The organism is Adhaeribacter aerolatus, assembly GCF_007991635.1.
Lineage (GTDB): Bacteria > Bacteroidota > Bacteroidia > Cytophagales > Hymenobacteraceae > Adhaeribacter > Adhaeribacter aerolatus.
The window spans coordinates 13,143-31,690 of the sequence record NZ_BJYS01000016.1 but is presented as its reverse complement, the minus strand read 5'-3'; the positions used below and the strand labels follow the sequence as shown (position 1 = coordinate 31,690).

Sequence of the window (18,548 nt, the reverse complement as noted above, 5' to 3'; positions counted from 1 at the left end):
TAATATTATGGTGGACACTACAAATAATACCACGGATAACCAGGCAGGCGATGCTGCCGAAAATCCGCAGCGTATTCTGGAAAGAAGATTAGCGGAATTAAATGCCCGGAAAAACGAAGGCCAGACCCGGTCGGACGAAGATCTGAATAGCTCGGGCAATGTAATGGGCGGGGCCGTAGCCATGCACGAGGTAATACCGCCTACGCCGGCGGTACCGGTGGTCGGTACCAGCGGAACAGAAGAAGGAAATAATCCGGCTGATCCGCTTGTACCGACGCCCCTTAACGATTCTTCTGCTCCGGTAGTTTCTGCCCCGGTAAATCCGACAGAATCAAACCTTACTAGTTCTGCTAACGCGATAGCACCAACGGCCTCGCCTGATAATTTTCTGGAAAATAATCCGGCTCCGGAAGCACAAAATATACAGACAGATGAGCTGGCGGCCCAGGAAAGTATTAATCCGGATTTGGCCACAAACGAAGTCATGCCACTTGCAGCCGAAACAGAATCTGTAACCGAAACTGGCAGTGGTCCGGAAAGAATTGCGCCCGAAAGTTTAAGTACGGCGGGTGTAATTCCGGCCACAGACCCTGATTTAAGCGATAATTTGGCAATTGCTTCGCCTGAAGCAGCTACATCGGCGCTTCTAATGGGTGCGGGTAGTACTACATCCGAAGGCAGAAGCGTTCCCCGGGAACACGAAATGCTCCTGGACGAGGACCATCAGGACGACCATCACAGCGAAATATCTGAAACTGATTACAGCACTTTAAGCTTAGCTGATTTGCGGCAAAAATTAAAGCAGATGCTAAAATCGGCCGGCCGGCCGGAAGCCCGGCAGATATACGAATTGTACCGGTTGTACGAAACCAAACTTAGTGTTGAAAAAACCGAAGCACTGGACCGTTTTGTAGCCGATGGCGGCAGCAGCGACGATTTTGATTACCAGCTGGGTTTTGAACACCAGGAATTAGAAAAAGCCTACGCGCAGTTCCGGGAAAACCGCAGCCGCGAACAACGCCAGGACGAAGAACAAAAAGTTAAGAACGCCAAACGCAAACAAGAACTGCTGGACGAGTTACGCGAACTGGTAGAATCGCCGGAAACCAAAAGCAGTGGTGATAAAATACGCCAGATCCAAAACGAGTGGAAAGCCATTGGCCCGGTACCCGCCGCTGATTCGAAACAGCTCTGGAATTCTTACCACGCCTTGCTGGATATTTTCTACAACAACCGCAGCATTTTTTACGAGCTGAAAGAACTCGACCGCCGGCGCAATCTGCAACACAAAGTTCAGTTATGCGAACGCGCCGAAAGCTTGGTAGACCAGCCTTCGATAAATACGGCCCTGCAAGAACTGCGCAAGTTGCACGAAGAATGGAAAAACGTGGGCCCGGTACCCAACGATCAGCGCGATGTAATTTGGGAGCGGTTTATTCAGGCTTCAGAAAAAGTGCATGCCCGCAAAAAGGAATTTATTTCGGAAAGAAAGGCGCATGAGCAGGAAAACCTGGTGAAGAAAACCGCTTTGCTGGAGCGCATGGAAGCTTTCCAGAATTTTAACACCGACCGTATTAACGATTGGCGCGACAAAACCGACGAAATTCAGAAACTGAAAGAAGAATGGGATGCCGTAGGTTTAGTACCCAAAGAGCGGGCCGATGAAATAAACAAGCGGTTCTGGAGCAGCTACAAAGCTTTTTTCAACCACAAAAACGCTTTCTTTAAAAACCTGGACGAGCAGAAAATGCAGAACCTGCGGCTAAAAACCGAGTTATGCGAGCAAGCCGAAGCCCTGCGCGACAGCACCGACTGGGATGAAACGAAAGAAAAGCTGATTCAGCTTCAGAAAAAATGGAAGACCATTGGCCGGGTTCCCGATAAATATTCCGATAAACTCTGGCAGCGCTTCCGTTCGGCTTGTAACGAGTTCTTCGACCGCAAACAAAATCAGGTGCAGCAGCGCGAAAACGAATTAAACCAGGCTTCGCAGATAAAGCAAACTTATTTCGAGGAACTGGCCAGCCGCATTACCTCGCTAAACACCGAGCCGGGCTCTTACGAAGAATACGAAATGCTCCGGAACCGGTGGCTCGGCTTGCCTTCGAACAAAGGCACCGGCAAGCTCGATGACCGCTATTTCGATTTACTCGAAAAATTTGTGAACTCGATTGTAGATTTAACTAACGAAGAGAAAGTTGCCGTTATAGCCGAGTTGCAAGTAACCCGCTTTAAGCAGGGACCCGATGCCCAGCACCGCATTCAGCAGAAGGAGCAGGCTATCCGTCGCGATATTTCGAACCTGGAAAATGATATCCGGACCTTAAAAACCAATATAGAGTTTTTTGGGCGGAGTAAAAATGCCGAAAAGCTGCGCGAAGAGTACCAGGTCCGCATTGCCGAAGCCGATCAACGCATCCAGGTATTACAGCGGCAGCTCTATGCTTTCCGGAATAGTTAAAATTTTATTTTTGATTATCAGCTAATTAAAAAAATATTAAAGATTACCGGTACTGGTGTTTGCATAATTAAAACTAAGTACTAATTTTGCTACCGCTTTGAAAGAATAAGCACACCAGTAATTGCCTCCATAGCTCAGCTGGTAGAGCAACTGACTTGTAATCAGTAGGTCGCTGGTTCGATCCCGGCTGGGGGCTCCTTTAAAACCACTTATGGCATACTAGCTGTAAGTGGTTTTTTATTTTCCCATATTTTCAACCAAAAAATTTAATACATGGCTGCTTCGGATGCTGTTTTAGAAATACCCGTTACCTACAGAGGTGAGGAGTTAGTTTTTCCGGCCCAGGTGCTCATGACCGGTTATACCCACAAAATACAGGTAGATATAGATGGGCAGTTCATTATGTTTGAACCCGACGAAGAACGGAATTACCGCGCGGTTCTGGACCAGGCGCAGTTGGAGAAAGGCGCGAGAATAGACATAGAGTTATTGCAAGCCATTGCCCGGGTACTCGAATCGGTCGTAAAGTAGAAGAAAATAGTAGTTGGTTTATAATGGCACTACCGGGGCTTAGATTAGCCTGATTTTGTTCCTTTTCTTAAAATTAGAAGCAATTGGTAGGAGAGAGCATTTATTATTTCCCGGGGGCTGTCCAATTCTGCTTAAAATGCATTACTCATGTTGATTCTTAATAGATCCTGCCTTTAGTAATCTTTATTTAAGGCCAATACGAATCGGAGTTGTTGTGCTTTAAGGGTTTCGTTTTATTATTACTATCTAATAAAAAAGCCCCATTACTGGGGCCAATTTTACTCATAGTTTTATTGAAATTCACGGAGAGAAAAAATTAATTGTTATTGGCTTTTTCAGAAGCTCTGGCGGCTTTCTTCGCTTGCTTATCAGCATTTTCGCGGGTTCTTTGCGCCTTTACTTCAGTTCTGACTGCTTGTTTAGCCTGTTTGGCAGCATCCGAGGCATCATCTTCTATTCTATCTGCTTCTTTGGCCTTAGCCTGGGTTTCCCTGGCGGCAGCTTTACTTTCTCTTTTCAGGTCCTTTGCGTCATCAAGTCTTTGTTTGTCTTGCGCGGCTTTGGTTTGCTTATCCCAATTTTGGTCTTGGTTGGTAGTGGTCGTTTGCGCAAAACTTTGGGTAGTAAGAAGCATCAATACTCCCATAAGTAGCGGTAATAAAAAGGCCTTGGCTTTCATAATATTTAATAAGGTACAATCTACTTATCTATACGAGTGGTTAGAATTAATGACTTGATAAATTATTGATTTTAATTTATTTATACTTTTTTACTTTAATTAATACTTTATATTTATTGCTTTTTTTCAAAATTCCTGGGTTATAAAAAACAGGTTAGTGTAAATAAAAAATCTATCGTGTACAAAAATCTGTGTTCAGAGAAAATTCTGGCTGGAAGTTGGGTAAGGTTAGCCTGGGAGCCGATGTTAAACTTGTTTCGCCCAAGAAAAAAGAATTTAATACCTTGCCAGGAACCATTATCAGGTAAGGAGTATTTAAGATTGAAGAATAAAGTGCTATAAATAAATATATTTGGTTAGACCGGCAAGGTGAAATTAAATTTAGCAATATTGAAAGGGAAGACAGAAAAGGGAGGGCAATATACCGCTCATTCTTCTGCTGCTCGTTGGGTGGGTACATTAACAATTCGTATTATAAATAGAAAAGGATACGTTGCTGCCAAGTTATGAAAACACTTATCTATTTTCCGCTCTTGTTTTGGTTAGCAGGGTTAGGTAATCCGGAGAAGCAGCAAGTTGCTGGTCAACGGCATGATTCGATAAAAGGCAGCTGGAAGAGTGGCCGGATACAGATACAATACATCGTGGATAGCCATTTGGTCCATGAGCAGGAGATTGCGACTGAAAAAGGTAACGTATATGATTTTGACGGTACGATGGTTCGGGTTAAATATCCGGATGGAACTACCGCGCAGGGTACTTACTCCGTGGTAAGAGAGGAGAAAACGAAAAAGGTAATCCTGCATTTACCCGGCATCACTACCACCTATACCCTCATTGCCGTGACCTCTTCCCGTATGGTCTGGCAAAGAGACCTGGATGATGTATATTATAAAGCAGGCCAGATCCAAAAATCAGCCGAGCGGGCAATTTATACCGAAGAGTTGGAGAAGTAAAGCCAAAAGAAGGAGTAATATTCTGACGATAGCGCAAAGGTGTAGCGTAAGCACACTTGAGTCAGCATTTAGTAGCAAATTTAAAATACCGGGTTCAGCCACAAACCCAGCGGCCTCATCGTAGACTGCATCGGCATTGGCGACAAACGCCGGAATGCTATTAAAAATATATAGGTGGCGGCGGATTAGGAGCCGGTACCATCGGTTTAGAAGTAGCTTTTGAGTTAACAAAGGAAGTAATCTACGACCTGAAAGTCCCACTCAATATTTTTCCAAGCGTTTTGAACCGTCCGCATTTAGAGCTACGATTAGGACATATAAATTAAACCCCCTTAGTATTGCTGAAAGCATCTCTTGAATTAATAGTTTTACTATACAGGCCTAATAAGTTTCTAAATTTAGGACAAGCAGTAATATAACAAATCTCATTGGTTTTAAAGGACGGTGAGAGTTTATCTTGTAGCGTTTGAAATACGAACATAAAGCTTATTTTGCAGCAATATTTTTATTTCCATTTGCTTAATCATGAAAAAGACCTGCTTTTTTATTTTCTCTTTTTTTATCCTGGGCCTAACTAGTCTGCCTGCTACCGTAGGTGCAGCCCCGGTGCCGGCTCTGCTGCAAAAGCCGGTTGCGAACTACCAGACAGTAGATAGCCAGGGTGCTAAAGCGGTGCTGGCCCAAAACGCCAAAGTTACCGTGCTGGATGTACGAACACCAACCGAATATGCCGGTGGACACTTAAAAAATGCTTTGAACTTAAATTTTAACCATCCGGATTTTGCGGCTCAACTGGCCAAGCTGGATAAGAACCGGCCTTACCTGGTATATTGTGCGGTGGGTGGGCGCAGCAGCAAAGCGGCAAAATTAATGCAGCAAATGGGTTTTAAGCAGGTCATTAACGTATCGGAAGGTTTTAATAGCCTGAAAAATGCGGGTGTAGCAGTAGCAGAATAAACAGCCTTGCTATCACGCAAGAATATAAAGTTTTAATTTAACTTAATAAAACAACATGCTGATATTCATTCCTAAAATGAATTACAAAGCAAGATTCGCTTTCTTATTTTTTTCCCTTTTGGGAGCTTGGCAGGCAGAAGCCCGGCAAAAACCCAATATTGTTATTATCATTTCCGATGACCATGCTTTTCAGGCCATTAGTGCGTATGGCAGTAAACTCATGCAAACACCCCATATCGACCGCATTGCCCGGGAAGGGGTGTTGTTTAAAAAAGCTTACGTTACCAACTCCATCTGCGGGCCCAGCCGGGCCGTTTTACTTACCGGCAAGTACAGTCATAAAAATGGCTTCCGCGATAACGAAAATTCACGTTTTGATGGCAGCCAGTACACTTTTATAAAACAATTGGGAGCAGGTGGTTACCAAACCGCCTGGATAGGTAAATGGCACCTCGAAACCCAGCCGCAAGGCTTTGATTACTGGAAAATATTACCGGGCCAGGGGCAATATTATAATCCCGATTTTTTGACCATGAACGGCACTACCCAGCGCACTGAGGGGTACGTGACCAATATTATTTCGGCGGAAGCTGAAGCCTGGCTCGATGGCCGGAATAAGAATAAACCTTTCTGCCTCGTAATCGGGCACAAAGCCACGCACCGCACCTGGATACCGGATATTAACGACTTAGGTAAGTTTGATAAGGTGAATTTTCCGTTGCCGGCTACTTTCTACGACCAGTACCACCACCGGGAGGCAGCTCGCGTGCAGGATATGTCTGTCGAAAAAACCATGCAGATGGCTTATGATTTAAAAATGCTTTCCTTCATTAAAAAGGAAGAACCTACCATTAGCCGCATGAATCCGGCGCAGCGCCAAAAATTTGACCAGTATTACCAACCCATTGAAGCCGATTTATTAGCCCGCCATTTATCTGGCAAAGCTTTAACCGAGTGGAAATACCAGCGCTATATGCGCGATTATTTAAGTACCGCCGCCTCTTTAGACCGCAATATTGGCCGCACCCTCGATTACCTGGACCAGCACAAGCTAACCGACAATACCATTGTAATATATTTATCGGACCAAGGCTTTTTTATGGGCGAACACGGCTGGTTCGACAAACGGTTTATGTACGAAGAATCTTTCCGGAACCCTATGGTGATGCGATACCCCGGTGTTATTAAGCCCGGCACTGTTTCGGACCATCTGGTTCTAAATTTAGATATTGCGCCTACGCTGCTCGAAGCGGCCGGCGTGAAAATACCCCCGGCGGTGCAGGGCAAATCTATGCTGCCTTTGTTTCGGAATAAGCCTGCGAAAGGCCGGGATGCCATCTATTATCATTATTACGAAAACGGCGAGCATGCCGTATCGCCGCACTTTGGGATTAAAACAAACCGGTACAAGCTCATCCGGTTTTACAAACGGGTAAACGCCTGGGAACTGTACGACTTGCAAAAAGACCCCCACGAAATGAATAATTTGTACGGTCAATCACAATACGAAAAAATTACGGCCGACTTAAAAGCAAAGCTGCAAACCTTACTCCGACAATACGAAGACGAGGAAGCAATAGCGCTAACGAATCAGGTAATAAATTAATTTAATGTAACTTTAAATAATTAGGCGGCTAAATTCCTGGTTTAAGTTCAAATATGTAGATCGCTTTAAATAAATGGTATATATATTAAAAGAATGTTTTGCAAGAAAGTTAATGGCGGCTATTAAAAAAAAATCTTCTTAATAGCTGGGTTCTACTAAATATTAGTTTAGCATCGCCACATTGTAACGACGTAGTGGCATCAGCAGGAAGGAGCCATGTTCACTTAATACAAAAGTCTTAGCCTCTATCGTAAGTATGGCGTTACCTATAACACGGCTACCAGGCAATACCTTTCTGTTTATACCCGCCTGGCCATCTCACTAACATCCTTCTGCGTAAGCCATAAATGTTTAAATACTTAAATTAACCAAAAACTATATGCCACATCTTGCCGTGATTTCTGCCAGTGTCCGGACGAATAATAATTCCAGAAGAGTAGCTTTGTTTTTTCAGACTTACATCCGGGAGCATAAGCTGGGTACCGTCGAATTACTGGATTTACAGGAATACAATTTCCCGGTTTTTGAAGAGCGCCTGAAATATCAGCAAAATCCAACGCAGCAGGTGCTGGATTTTACTGGAAAAATCCAGCAAGCCGATGGCATTTTAATGGTTACGCCCGAGTATAACGGGGGCTACCCGGCCAGCCTGAAAAACGTGGTGGATCTCCTTTACGAAGAATGGCGCCGGAAGCCAATTGCCATTGCTACGGTTTCGGACGGTAGTTTCGGGGGCACCCAGGTAATTACTTCGTTGCAGTTTATCCTCTGGAAAATAAGGGCCTGGGTAGTACCGGCCATGTTCCCGGTACCGAAAGTGCAGGAAAGCTTTGACCCAGAAGGTAACCCCACGGATAAAGCTGGTACGGAAAGGCGAGCCAAAACTTTCACTGATGAATGGCTGTGGTGTATTGAAGCAAAAAAACGAATGGAAAAAGAATAATTGCTGATTAATTATACCAAGTTAATCTGTCTAGGCGGCTGATTTATATCATATTAAACGCTTATAACCTGACTTTAATTTAAGTTTTGGCCTGACGAAAAAAATATACTCCCTACATCACAATATTTTACAATTATTTTAGAGACTGAAACGACTTAGCTATAGGCCGGAATAAAAGAATTCTTTAAATTTGTACCCTAATAATATTGTAATAATTATATATTTAAGATTCATCAATTTTGGAAGCATTATTCTACATGCAAGGATTGGAGTTTACTATTTTTGAAGATTTGGATGTAACAGAGTTGAGTCTGGAAGAAGTACAAGATTGTCTCTTTTACCTGGAACATCTGCTCGAAAACGAAGAAAGCCCCATTGAGTTTATACGGTATCAGTCTTATAAAGTAAAGCTACTGAACCGGTTAAAAGAAGTAAAACAAAGATAACTTTAAGGAGGATCCTGCCTATGCTTATTTAAATCTACGCAATATTTTAAATTACTTATATTTTAAAATAGAAAGAGGAATCATCCCGAATTTTTGTAAAGGGAAGAAAAAACAGAAAAGCGCCCTGAGTTACTTCCAGAGCGCTTTTCTCATGCTAACACTTACCCGTAAGGTCTTCTAAATGGAGGCTATTGGGCTTATTCTTCCCAGTAAATGAATCATCTGAATCGTTATTTCCCACACAGTAGGCTTATAAAGCCTAAGAAAATAGAGCAAAGAAGCACCTTTTTTTACAACAAAAATGCCCCATCCAGCTCTCAATTGCAGCTTTTTAAAGTTCGGGATGATTCATGTTTGTTAATTGGCACATGCATGAGCTTAAAGGGATCTGCTTTGTTAACTCTTCTTATCCACCTGGGTTTTATCAGCGGCCAGCATTTGTTGATTGGGCTGGCTTAAATCCAGCGCTTCCATCCGCTTTATAATTTCTTCTTTGGCAGCTAAAAAGGCTTCTTTGTTTTTCCGGTTTACCGGCTCCGCCAGCGGCAGTTTAACTTTTAAAGCATCTACCTGTTTGCCGTTCTTCCAGAGGCGGTAGCAAAGGTGCGGACCAGTGCTCAGCCCCGTGCTGCCTACGTAACCGATGGTTTGACCTTGCAGTACCGTTTTACCCTTGCGAATGCCTTTGGCAAACCTGGACAGGTGCAGGTATTGGGTAGTGTACGTTTTGTTGTGCTTTATTTTTACAAAATAACCGTTGCCGCGGTTATATGCCGATTCCACCACTACGCCTTCGCCCACGCTCCGGATTGGGGTGCCCCGCGGAGCGGCAAAATCGGTGCCGAGGTGCGCTTTAAACCTTTTTTGCACCGGGTGAAACCGCCGCATCGTGTACCGCGAACTTACCCGCGAATATTCCAGGGGTTCTTTCAGAAATGCTTTTTTAAAGCTTTTACCGTCCTGGTCGTAGTAAGTGGTGCCTTTGCCCTGGTCGAAGGCAATGGCGTAAAGGGGCTGGCCATTATGCTCTAAAAAAGCAGCCTTTAAAGCACCGTAGCCTATTACGCTGCCGTTTATGCTTTTCTCCTCAAAAATAAGTTTAAACTTATCGCCTGGCTGCAGGTAGTTCAGGTTCATACGCCAGGCATAAATGTCGGCCAACCGGTCTACGAGTTGCGCCGAGCCGCCGGCCACCAGCACCGACTCGTACAACGAGCCTTTAATTTCGCCGGCCAGTTCCCGCTCTGTTATCTGCATTTCGCGCTTGTGGCGGGTAACCGCCAGGCTGTCGCGCAGGTCGTAAATAATATATTCCCGCTCGTTGGGTTCATAAATAAAATATTGCGCCGTTTGCGCCGAGTCGCGGGAGTGCAGTAAAATATAATTGCGCTTGGGCTGAATGCGCTTTAAGTTAAATACCCCTTTTGCTTTTTGGGCCAGGTTATTAATGGTAACCGGCGAAATATTATAGGCGCTGAGTATGCTGGAAACAGTTTCGCCGCGCGCCACCACCTCTTCTACAATTTCTAAAGAATCGGTAGGAATGCCGTACACAATGGGGGCAGGCGGTATAATTTCGGTCACTGGCACCGGCGGAGCGGCCGGCTGCTTATCGGTTGAGTTGATTTTAGAAAGAACACTGGTAATATCTAAATCGGGAACTTGGGCGGCCGAAATAAAAATGAGGAAAGAGAGTACGATTAGGGCAGCCAGGCCTTTACTTCGTTTTATCATTAAATATATATCTTAGTTAATGCGTCTTTTTAGGAGGCGCAAAACTAGGGCTAAACAAATAGAAATAAAAATTAAATTCAGTACAATAATCTGAATGCAAATCGGTTGTAACTGCTTTCGGAAAAAATGGTTCAGCTATATGCTTGATTATTTAGCTTGAATATGTTCCTCTTTAATACAGAAAGTGCTAAATACATGTATTAAATCACCAAATAAATTGCAATTTATTAAGAATATAATCGCTTATTAATTTATCGGCCTTAACCGGAAGAAATAACTTCGTGACCCAAACAGATTGCCTTTGCCGTAAAACTTAATTCCAGATTATTACAAATACTAAAAAGGAAAGCGCTGTTGCTTCAAGTGGGATATCTGAAGCAGCAGCGCTTTTCATTTTTACAGAAATAGGGTGCTGATATTTATTTGTTTATAGCTTCCAGCTTTAAGTTAATATTTACATTGGGGTAGATGTGATGGTTGCATTAAACCGGCAGAAAACCGTAGTGTCCATAATTATTTGGCCGGCCTGGCACTTCTATTTATCTGGTACCAAATAGTTTTAAAAGTATTCAGAGTTTGTTTTTGATGGCGCAACAAAAGTGCTCAACCTCTTTAAAACTATAAAAAAATATTGCCTGAAGGGCAGAAGTTTAAGGATTAATGCCTGAATTTATCCTGCTAATCCTGGTGTTCACCTGTTGTATAGGATGTTGTAAATTTCTGGAAATTAGCAGGCCAGGTAGAGTAAGTTTTAGAGTTTAAATTTTCCGGTTAAGATTCGCTGATTTTGCTGGAGAGGTCCAAAAATGTTTGAAATCAGGCACTATCTTTAAAGGTTTTATTATTTCTGTATGCTTAAACAAATCAATTCACTGATGCTGGCGCTTAGCTTTTTCTACCTGAGTTGCGCTACCTTAAATATTAATACCTCCAAAGAAGATAATTTATCTGCGACTGCTTTGCAACCTTACGGGCGGGATGTACGGAACCCGGAGCAGCAATTGGAAATGATCAGTTCGGCTGTGCATTTCGGATTTAGTTTTGAAGGAGCCGAATGCCAGGTATTTGCGTCCATCCCGGATGTTAACGGCCATAATTATTTGCAGTACGAACTGGATGGGGTATATCAGAAAAGAATTCGCCTTGAAGGCAAAGCAAAATTACCTATTCGGCTAACCGCACCAGCGGCGGGCAAACATACGGTTTGGGTGTATAAGGCCACCGAAGCCTATACCGGTCCTATATTAATTTCGAAAATTACCGGTCATAAAGTTAAACCGCTTCGGAAGCCCGCTGCGCCCTTAATTGAATTTATTGGCAACAGCATCACTTGCGGAGCCGCTGCCGACCCAGCCGAAGTGCCCTGCGGTACGGGCGTTTACCACGACCAGCACAACGCTTATATGGCCTACGGACCCCGTGTGGCCCGGGCGTTAGGCGTAAACTTTGTATTAAGCAGCGTGAGCGGCATTGGCGTTTACCGCAACTGGAACTCCAATGGGCCAACCATGCCGCAGGTGTATGAGCAAGTAGATTTCCGGGCAAATAATCCGCAACGCTGGGATTTTAACACGCTTACACCCCAGGTAGTTAGCATTGCCTTGGGTACCAACGATTTTAGCGGGGGCGATGGTAAAGAAGCGCGGCTGCCTTTTGATAGTGCAACCTTTGTGAACAGTTACATAAAGTTTGTACAACAGGTTAAAAGTAAATACCCGAAAGCGCAAATTGCTCTATTGAGCAGCCCCATGCTAAACGGTAAAAGCCGCGAGACCCTGCAAAATTGCCTGACCGCCGTAAAAAGAAATATTGATGCTGTAAATTCAAGGGCTAAACCGGTTGCTTTACATTTTTTTCAGCCCATGCAAGCCAGTGGTTGTTCGGGGCACCCCAATGTAGAAGACCATGCTAAGCTAGCCCAGGAATTACTGCCATTTTTTAAGAAGCTGGTACCATAAAAGTAACTATATTCATTATTGCCCCAATGCGTATTGCTCCGGTAGCTACCTACGCTTTGTGAACTGATCAGCCGGTTGCGGGTTAAAGCACACCGCAACTACCAGGCTTAAGGAAGAGTTCTACCTTTTATGAATGTTATATAAATTTAAAAGCAGATTATTAACGGCAGAAATGAGGCGCCGCATAGAATTATCTAACGTAAGAGATCCAGATGCGAAGCGAAGATGAATATTTATCTTCTTATGCTGGAATCTAAAACCATAATCTTTTTCATAGTGGAGCCCTTGACCTCTTCCAACTTAATTAACGTTTAGGATGAATAATAAACCCCATCAAAATTTAAACGCGACTGCGTCGGCCGAAAGTATTCTATCATCAGTTTCCGAAGAAATGTCGGATTATAGTATTCTTAACTGGGCCGGGAATATAACTTTTAGTACGAATAAGATATATTTCCCGCAAACGGTGGAGGAGGTACAGGCCTTGGTAAAACAACACGCCAGGCTGAAAGTGCTGGGCTCCCGGCATTGCTTCAACCGGATAGCCGATAGCTCTGACGTTCTGCTTTCGACCAAAGAATTGCATAAAGTAGTAAGTTTAGATTCCCAGGCCCATACGGTTACAGTGGAAGGCGGCATTAAATACGGCGAGCTGGCCCCGTATCTGGCGAAGAACGGTTATGCGCTGCCTAATTTGGCTTCCTTGCCTCATATTTCGGTAGCTGGTTCAATCATTACAGCTACGCACGGATCCGGGGTAAATAATGGTAACCTGGCTACGCCGGTAATTGCTTTGGAAATGATTCTGGCCGACGGCAGCGTGCGAGCCTTCTCTAAGGAAAATGATGGCGCCTTGTTTTATGGGGTGGTGGTTAACCTGGGAGCTATTGGGGTAATTACAAAAGTAACCTTAGCGTTAGAACCAGCCTTTCAGATGCAGCAAACTGTGTACGAAAATTTGCCCCTGACGCAGTTAACGGAAAACTTCCGGGAGATTGTGTCGGCTGGGTACAGCGTCAGTTTATTTACCGATTGGCGGCACGAGAATTTTACGGAGGTTTGGGTAAAAAGTAAAGTAGCCGATACACAACTTAACGAAGCCCCGAAGGAATTCTTTGACGCTACTGCCGCTACCGAAAACCTGCACCCGATTGCCGGCGTACCTGCCGAAAATTGTACCGAGCAGCTCGGCATTCCGGGAGCCTGGTACGAGCGGCTGCCTCATTTTAAAATGGGTTTTACTCCTAGCAGTGGTGTGGAACTGCAATCTGAATATTTCGTGGCCAGTCACCACGCAGTAGAAGCCATTCAGGCTATTTCCCGTTTAGGTAAGCAAATTAGCCCGTACCTGTTTGTCTCCGAAATCCGCACGATTGCCGCCGATAGTCTCTGGCTGAGCCCTTGCTATAACCAATCGACTGTAGCCATCCATTTTACCTGGAAGCAAGATTGGCCGGCGGTAAGTCAATTGCTGCCTTTAATCGAAAAAGAACTTGCACCCTTTAACGCGCGCCCGCACTGGGGTAAATTATTTACCATGCCGGCATCGGTATTAAACTCCAGGTACCTAAAGCTGTCGGCTTTTAGAAAATTGGTATCCGAATTGGATCCCGAAGGTAAGTTTCAGAATGACTTTCTGAACAGAATAATTCATGAAAATACCGGCGGAGAATGAATCTCGTTAAAACAGGTATAATTATTAACTGCTGTTTATCTGATAATTTTGTGTTATAATAAATTCCAGATTATTCCTTAATGCCCAAAATAAACACACCTGTAAAGCAGGTTGAAAATGATTAGCTATATGCTAAATAATTCAAGCCGGCTTTACAGGTGTGTTATAGTTACTAATTTTTAATGTCTAAAAAGTAAAATCTGCTGGTTAATCATCATCCTCTGAACTATCTTCTCTGGATTTTACATAAACAACAGCAGCCGTAACTATAAGAGCGGTAATCGCAATTTTCTGAACAAGCCCTTTGGGGTTGTGTTTCCACTCTGCTTTCATGCCTTTTTCCGCAAAAATATTCGGAACATGGCCGTGCATCAAGTCATCTAAAACGCCTTCCACTATATTAACCCGGTCAGCTAATATTAAAGGCAGCCAATGGCCATAACTCGATTCGCTGTATTTAAAAGCAAACCGCCGAATCATGCCGCTTAAACCGGTTGGAGGGCTGGAAATGCCGAAAACAGCGCTCACGTTCGGGCGTTCAATAGATTTAAGCACTTCAATATCAACTGGCTGTTGGGTTGGCCGATCCCACGAATAACCGGTTTGCTCTGCATCGGAACGGTGCGGTTTCATGGGGTAGGTTGGGTCGTTTGCCGGGTCGGCATCTATACCCCAGCCTTTTATATGCGAATAATCTTTTGTTGTATTTTCCATATTTATCCTGGTTTACATTCTCGCTCTTGGCGGAATAAGAACTGGTTTAATGCAATTATCAAGTTTGTCAGAAAAAATCCGGTAACCATCGGCTGCTTCTTCTAAGGGTATTCGGTGCGTAATTAAAGCTTTGGGGTTCAACACGCCGTTCTGCACGTGCTGGATCAGGCGGGGTAGCAAGCGCTTTACCGAAGCCTGGTTAGCCCGAATGGTAATACCTTTGTTTACCACATTACCAATCGGCACCAGGTTATCAGTAGGGCCATAAACACCCACAATAGAAACAATGCCGCCTTTTTTCACCGAATTGATAGCCCAGTGTAAGGCTGTAGCCGAACCGGCCTGCAGCAATAATTTACGCCCGGTAATGCTTTGCATTGTGCTGCCCGTTGCTTCTGCCCCAACTGCATCTATTACTACATCAGCGCCCATCCAGTCGGTAGTTTTCTTTATAAATACCACGGGGTCACCTAATTCTTCGTAATTATAAGCTTCGCAGTTAGCGTAGTTTTTTACAAATTCAAGGCGGTAATCTATTTTATCTATAACGATAACCCGTCCGGCTCCAAATAACCAGGCACACCTGGCAGCCATAATGCCTATCGGACCCGCACCAAAAACTACCACGGTATCGCCGGGCTGAATGCCACCCATCTCGGCCGCCTGATAGCCGGTTGGTACCACATCGGTTAACAAAACAGCATCATCCGGATCCATGCCCGCCGGAATAACGGTAGGTCCCACATTTGCGTATGGCACACGTACGTATTCGGCCTGGCCGCCTTCATGGCCGCCCGCAGTATGTGAATAACCAAAAATACCACCAACGGCTGAAGCCTGCGTGTTAGATTCATGGCAGTTTCCGAATAAGCCTTGCTTACAAAAATGGCAACGGCCGCAGGCAATATTAAAAGGTACCAACACGTGGTCGCCAACTTTTATTTTGGTTACTTCGGATCCAACTTCTTCTACAACTCCGGTAAATTCGTGCCCAAAGGTCATTCCGACCCGGGTATCCGGCACATTGCCATTATATAAATGCAGGTCGGAACCGCAAATACAGGTGCGGGTTACCCTAACAATAGCATCCTCCGGATGCTTTATTTCGGGCATAGGTTTCTGACTGACGCGGATCCGTTGCGTACCGCGGTAATTTGTTGCTAGCATACTTATAGTCCTATTGGGTTAAAGTGACACATTTATTTAGTTAAAAGGTTTTTTTATAAACCTTTATTTGTTCCTAAACCGGAACAGCTTTTTCATTACTTAATTTTTCGATTAAAGTTTCAGCACCCAATTAGATTAAATAATTAAAGCTTAAGCAGGAAAACGCAAAAAAGCGCCGAGAGTAAAAGTGGAAAGTACCTATCAACTAGCTCGGCTATAATTAAGTAGCCCAATTAAGATGAATGATTAGGTAAAAGGATGAAATATTTATCAAAATATTAAACTTTTGGAATTTCGCCTGAGTAGGAATATTTTTTAGAAGGTTCTATTTAAATAAGACAGAATGGCAGAATAATTATATTGGAATTGTTTGATATGTAAAATATAAATTTTCCTTTATTTCAAGTTCGGAAAGTTATTGCCGGAAGTTATTTTTTATTAATTTTACTGGAGTTAGCAATATATAATGACGCAAGAGCTTAGAAATTCCTTTGGCCGTGTTTTTTTAACCATAGATGTTAATGAAAAAAACAAATGGGTACATGTAAACTGGATGGGATATTTAACAGAAGATAATATTAAAACCGGAGCAATAGCTTATACCCAAGCACTTCAGAAAGCGGGCTATAAATGTGTTTTGAATGATACCCGTTTAATTTTAGGAAGTTGGGACCATTCTTTGGATTGGGTTTTAAACGATTGGGCACCGCGGGCTGCCCGGTCTGGTTTAAAATTTTTCGCGATGATTACCACTCCTGAATCATTTGCCGACTCTAGTGCCTCTATTTTTTATGCAAAACTAAAATCTTTCCAGGCTCAGGTTTTCGATGACAAAGGCAAAGCCGAGAAGTGGTTACAGCAATATTCACTACAAAGTTAAAGCGGTTTACTTTATGCGTAATAACCTACTTATGAATTGATGCAGGTAGATACTTGTGTGCTAATGGGTTAAATAAAGGTGACGGCGAGTAAATCAGCACACAGGTACCAAGTCAGCCGGAACCATAGGAGGGGAGGTGCGTAATAAATTAAACTTTATAAGATTTATTTCTTCGCTGCACATGGGAAAAGGCAAAAAAAAGAAAAAGCACCAGGTAATTTACCGGGCCGTTAAGCCTGTTATTAAAGATGATCGTATTCTTTTATCGTTGCTGGGAGCGGTAGGCTTGGGTGTAACCTTGGCCTCGGTAACGGGTTTAGACGAAGGTAAAGCCCTGGTTTCTAAGATCAGGGATGCAGTCATTCATTTAGAAGAACTTACCGGCGTTGCGAAGAAAAAGAAGCCTAAGCTTAAAAAGATTAAGCCAGCGGATCCGGAATCCTGATTGTTTAAGTGTTAGCCAAGGATGTAGGCTAATGGCAGATAACCTTCGTACCGTTAATAATATCGCAACTGGTGTATTTTGCTCGTTGGAGTAGTAATTAAAATAAAAAAAGAGCGCTGGGAAAACTCAGCGCTCTTTTTTATTCAGATTATTTAACTTTTACACGTTAAACCGGAAGTGCATAATATCGCCGTCCTGCACCACGTATTCTTTCCCTTCAACCGCCATTTTACCGGCTTCTTTTATTTTTGCTTCTGATTTGTATTCCTGATAATCCGGTAATTTTATTACCTCCGCCCGGATAAAGCCCTTTTCAAAATCGGAGTGAATAACACCAGCCGCCTGGGGTGCTTTCCAGCCTTTCTGAATGGTCCACGCGCGTACTTCTTTAACGCCGGCTGTAAAGTAAGTTATCAGGTTGAGTAAAGAATAAGAGGCTTTTATTAACTGGTTTAAACCCGATTCCTGCAGACCGTACTCGGCTAAAAACATTTCCTTTTCTTCCGGGTCGGTCAATTCAGCAATCTGGGCTTCGATGGCGGCGGATATAACTACTACCTGGGCGTATTCGTCTTTAATATATTCCTTTAAGGCATCTACAAATTTATTTCCGGTGTTTATCGCGCCTTCGTCTACGTTGGCAACATAAATAACAGGCTTCAGGGTAAGCAATTGCAAATCGATTACTGCTTCTAAATCTTCTTCTGATGCATGTAAAGAACGGGCATTTTTTCCGCTTTCGAGATGGTTTTTAAAAGCTTGCAGCGAGGCAAATTCTTTTTTAGCTTTGGCATCACCCGATTTGGCCGTCCGTTCTACTTTCGCAATTTTTTTATCGATTGATTCCAGGTCTTTTAATTGCAACTCGGTATCAATTACTTCTTTATCGAAAACCGGATCCACGCCGCCGGCTACGTGCACAATATTGGGGTCGTCGAAGCAGCGCACCACGTGAATAATGGCATCTACTTCCCGGATATTCGCCAGAAATTTATTACCTAAACCTTCGCCCTTGCTGGCACCTTTCACCAATCCGGCTATATCTACAAATTCGATTATAGTAGGCAGTACCCGCTCCGGGTGTACCAGTTCTTCTAATACTTGCAGGCGCTCGTCGGGTACAGTTACTACGCCCACGTTTGGCTCAATGGTACAGAATGGATAATTAGCCGATTCGGCTTTGGCGCTGGATATAGCGTTAAACAAAGTTGATTTACCCACGTTAGGCAGGCCAACAATTCCGCAGCGTAGTCCCATGAAAATATTTTAAGTTTATTTATTCTGTTAAATCGGGTGCAAATATACTCACAATTTTGCTGGGATGCTTACCTGCTTTATAATCTGTGAAAATAGTGGCCTGAAAATAAAAAGGCTTTGCTGGTGGGCAGCCGGCCTG

At 43.6% G+C, this 18,548-nt stretch carries 16 protein-coding genes and 1 tRNA gene; 12 read left to right on the top strand and 5 right to left on the bottom strand.

All coding sequences use genetic code 11. From position 1 onward, the window contains the following. The first annotated feature begins 7 nt into the window (after positions 1-7). From AAE02nite_RS11425 to AAE02nite_RS11415, 3 genes are all read left to right on the top strand, one after another. Positions 8-2,461, top strand: coding sequence for a DUF349 domain-containing protein (locus AAE02nite_RS11425; RefSeq protein WP_146897869.1), 2,454 nt, complete (start codon positions 8-10; stop codon positions 2,459-2,461). A 123-nt stretch (positions 2,462-2,584) separates the two neighbouring features. Next, positions 2,585-2,657 (top strand) — tRNA-Thr (locus AAE02nite_RS11420). 77 nt (positions 2,658-2,734) lie between these two features. Then, a complete protein-coding gene (locus tag AAE02nite_RS11415; protein WP_146897868.1) occupies positions 2,735-2,992 on the top strand; it encodes a hypothetical protein in 258 nt (85 codons plus the stop codon). Between the two features lie 316 nt (positions 2,993-3,308). On the opposite strand, the gene AAE02nite_RS11410 is transcribed toward AAE02nite_RS11415, so the two are convergent. After that, on the bottom strand, positions 3,309-3,671 hold the full coding sequence (locus AAE02nite_RS11410) for a hypothetical protein (RefSeq protein WP_146897867.1): 363 nt from the start codon (positions 3,669-3,671) through the stop codon (positions 3,309-3,311). Positions 3,672-4,177: 506 nt separating this feature from the next. On the opposite strand from AAE02nite_RS11410, the gene AAE02nite_RS11405 reads away from it, so the two are divergent. The 5 genes from AAE02nite_RS11405 (at position 4,178) to AAE02nite_RS11385 (ending at position 8,579) form a co-directional block, all read left to right on the top strand. Next, complete coding sequence (locus AAE02nite_RS11405) at positions 4,178-4,627, top strand: hypothetical protein (protein ID WP_146897866.1); 450 nt, start codon at positions 4,178-4,180, stop codon at positions 4,625-4,627. Between the two features lie 525 nt (positions 4,628-5,152). Beyond that, positions 5,153-5,584 carry a rhodanese-like domain-containing protein gene (locus tag AAE02nite_RS11400; RefSeq protein ID WP_146897865.1) on the top strand — a complete coding sequence of 144 codons (432 nt, stop codon included), beginning with the start codon at positions 5,153-5,155 and terminating at the stop codon, positions 5,582-5,584. Positions 5,585-5,639: 55 nt separating this feature from the next. Beyond that, positions 5,640-7,190 carry a sulfatase family protein gene (locus tag AAE02nite_RS11395; RefSeq protein ID WP_146897864.1) on the top strand — a complete coding sequence of 517 codons (1,551 nt, stop codon included), beginning with the start codon at positions 5,640-5,642 and terminating at the stop codon, positions 7,188-7,190. Between the two features lie 379 nt (positions 7,191-7,569). Continuing rightward, a complete protein-coding gene (locus AAE02nite_RS11390) occupies positions 7,570-8,133 on the top strand; it encodes an NADPH-dependent FMN reductase (RefSeq protein ID WP_146897863.1) in 564 nt (187 codons plus the stop codon). Between the two features lie 239 nt (positions 8,134-8,372). Further along, positions 8,373-8,579, top strand: coding sequence for a hypothetical protein (locus tag AAE02nite_RS11385; protein ID WP_146897862.1), 207 nt, complete (start codon positions 8,373-8,375; stop codon positions 8,577-8,579). A gap of 396 nt (positions 8,580-8,975) precedes the next feature. Here the strand turns inward: AAE02nite_RS11385 and AAE02nite_RS11380 are convergent, their stop codons facing one another. Next, on the bottom strand, positions 8,976-10,313 hold the full coding sequence (locus AAE02nite_RS11380; protein ID WP_146897861.1) for a peptidoglycan DD-metalloendopeptidase family protein: 1,338 nt from the start codon (positions 10,311-10,313) through the stop codon (positions 8,976-8,978). An 851-nt stretch (positions 10,314-11,164) separates the two neighbouring features. Here AAE02nite_RS11380 and AAE02nite_RS11375 point away from each other — a divergent pair. Both AAE02nite_RS11375 and AAE02nite_RS11370 read left to right on the top strand, forming a co-directional pair. After that, positions 11,165-12,271 carry an SGNH/GDSL hydrolase family protein gene (locus AAE02nite_RS11375; RefSeq protein WP_146897860.1) on the top strand — a complete coding sequence of 369 codons (1,107 nt, stop codon included), beginning with the start codon at positions 11,165-11,167 and terminating at the stop codon, positions 12,269-12,271. A gap of 316 nt (positions 12,272-12,587) precedes the next feature. Next, positions 12,588-13,946, top strand: coding sequence for an FAD-binding protein (locus tag AAE02nite_RS11370; RefSeq protein WP_146897859.1), 1,359 nt, complete (start codon positions 12,588-12,590; stop codon positions 13,944-13,946). A gap of 207 nt (positions 13,947-14,153) precedes the next feature. On the opposite strand, the gene AAE02nite_RS11365 is transcribed toward AAE02nite_RS11370, so the two are convergent. Both AAE02nite_RS11365 and AAE02nite_RS11360 read right to left on the bottom strand, forming a co-directional pair. Continuing rightward, positions 14,154-14,660 carry a hypothetical protein gene (locus AAE02nite_RS11365; RefSeq protein ID WP_146897858.1) on the bottom strand — a complete coding sequence of 169 codons (507 nt, stop codon included), beginning with the start codon at positions 14,658-14,660 and terminating at the stop codon, positions 14,154-14,156. Between the two features lie 12 nt (positions 14,661-14,672). Then, positions 14,673-15,827, bottom strand: coding sequence for a zinc-dependent alcohol dehydrogenase (locus AAE02nite_RS11360; protein ID WP_146897857.1), 1,155 nt, complete (start codon positions 15,825-15,827; stop codon positions 14,673-14,675). A 466-nt stretch (positions 15,828-16,293) separates the two neighbouring features. Between AAE02nite_RS11360 and AAE02nite_RS11355 the strand changes: the two genes are divergently transcribed. Both AAE02nite_RS11355 and AAE02nite_RS11350 read left to right on the top strand, forming a co-directional pair. Continuing rightward, on the top strand, positions 16,294-16,707 hold the full coding sequence (locus tag AAE02nite_RS11355; RefSeq protein ID WP_146897856.1) for an STAS/SEC14 domain-containing protein: 414 nt from the start codon (positions 16,294-16,296) through the stop codon (positions 16,705-16,707). 136 nt (positions 16,708-16,843) lie between these two features. Further along, the gene (locus AAE02nite_RS11350) at positions 16,844-17,152 is read left to right on the top strand and encodes a hypothetical protein (RefSeq protein WP_146897855.1); all 309 of its coding nucleotides are present in this window, start codon (positions 16,844-16,846) and stop codon (positions 17,150-17,152) included. Between the two features lie 159 nt (positions 17,153-17,311). Here the strand turns inward: AAE02nite_RS11350 and ychF are convergent, their stop codons facing one another. Next, positions 17,312-18,409, bottom strand: coding sequence for a redox-regulated ATPase YchF (gene ychF / locus AAE02nite_RS11345; protein WP_146897854.1), 1,098 nt, complete (start codon positions 18,407-18,409; stop codon positions 17,312-17,314). Positions 18,410-18,548 lie beyond the last annotated feature (139 nt).

Coding starts and splice junctions, on each gene's coding strand:
- AAE02nite_RS11355 (WP_146897856.1), top strand. CDS start 16,294: ATGACGCAAGAGCTTAGAAATTCCTTTGGCCGTGTTTTTTTAACCATA.
- AAE02nite_RS11360 (WP_146897857.1), bottom strand. CDS start 15,827: ATGCTAGCAACAAATTACCGCGGTACGCAACGGATCCGCGTCAGTCAG.
- AAE02nite_RS11410 (WP_146897867.1), bottom strand. CDS start 3,671: ATGAAAGCCAAGGCCTTTTTATTACCGCTACTTATGGGAGTATTGATG.
- AAE02nite_RS11390 (WP_146897863.1), top strand. CDS start 7,570: ATGCCACATCTTGCCGTGATTTCTGCCAGTGTCCGGACGAATAATAAT.
- ychF (WP_146897854.1), bottom strand. CDS start 18,409: ATGGGACTACGCTGCGGAATTGTTGGCCTGCCTAACGTGGGTAAATCA.
- AAE02nite_RS11380 (WP_146897861.1), bottom strand. CDS start 10,313: ATGATAAAACGAAGTAAAGGCCTGGCTGCCCTAATCGTACTCTCTTTC.
- AAE02nite_RS11375 (WP_146897860.1), top strand. CDS start 11,165: ATGCTTAAACAAATCAATTCACTGATGCTGGCGCTTAGCTTTTTCTAC.
- AAE02nite_RS11405 (WP_146897866.1), top strand. CDS start 4,178: ATGAAAACACTTATCTATTTTCCGCTCTTGTTTTGGTTAGCAGGGTTA.
- AAE02nite_RS11415 (WP_146897868.1), top strand. CDS start 2,735: ATGGCTGCTTCGGATGCTGTTTTAGAAATACCCGTTACCTACAGAGGT.
- AAE02nite_RS11370 (WP_146897859.1), top strand. CDS start 12,588: ATGAATAATAAACCCCATCAAAATTTAAACGCGACTGCGTCGGCCGAA.
- AAE02nite_RS11400 (WP_146897865.1), top strand. CDS start 5,153: ATGAAAAAGACCTGCTTTTTTATTTTCTCTTTTTTTATCCTGGGCCTA.
- AAE02nite_RS11365 (WP_146897858.1), bottom strand. CDS start 14,660: ATGGAAAATACAACAAAAGATTATTCGCATATAAAAGGCTGGGGTATA.
- AAE02nite_RS11395 (WP_146897864.1), top strand. CDS start 5,640: ATGCTGATATTCATTCCTAAAATGAATTACAAAGCAAGATTCGCTTTC.
- AAE02nite_RS11425 (WP_146897869.1), top strand. CDS start 8: ATGGTGGACACTACAAATAATACCACGGATAACCAGGCAGGCGATGCT.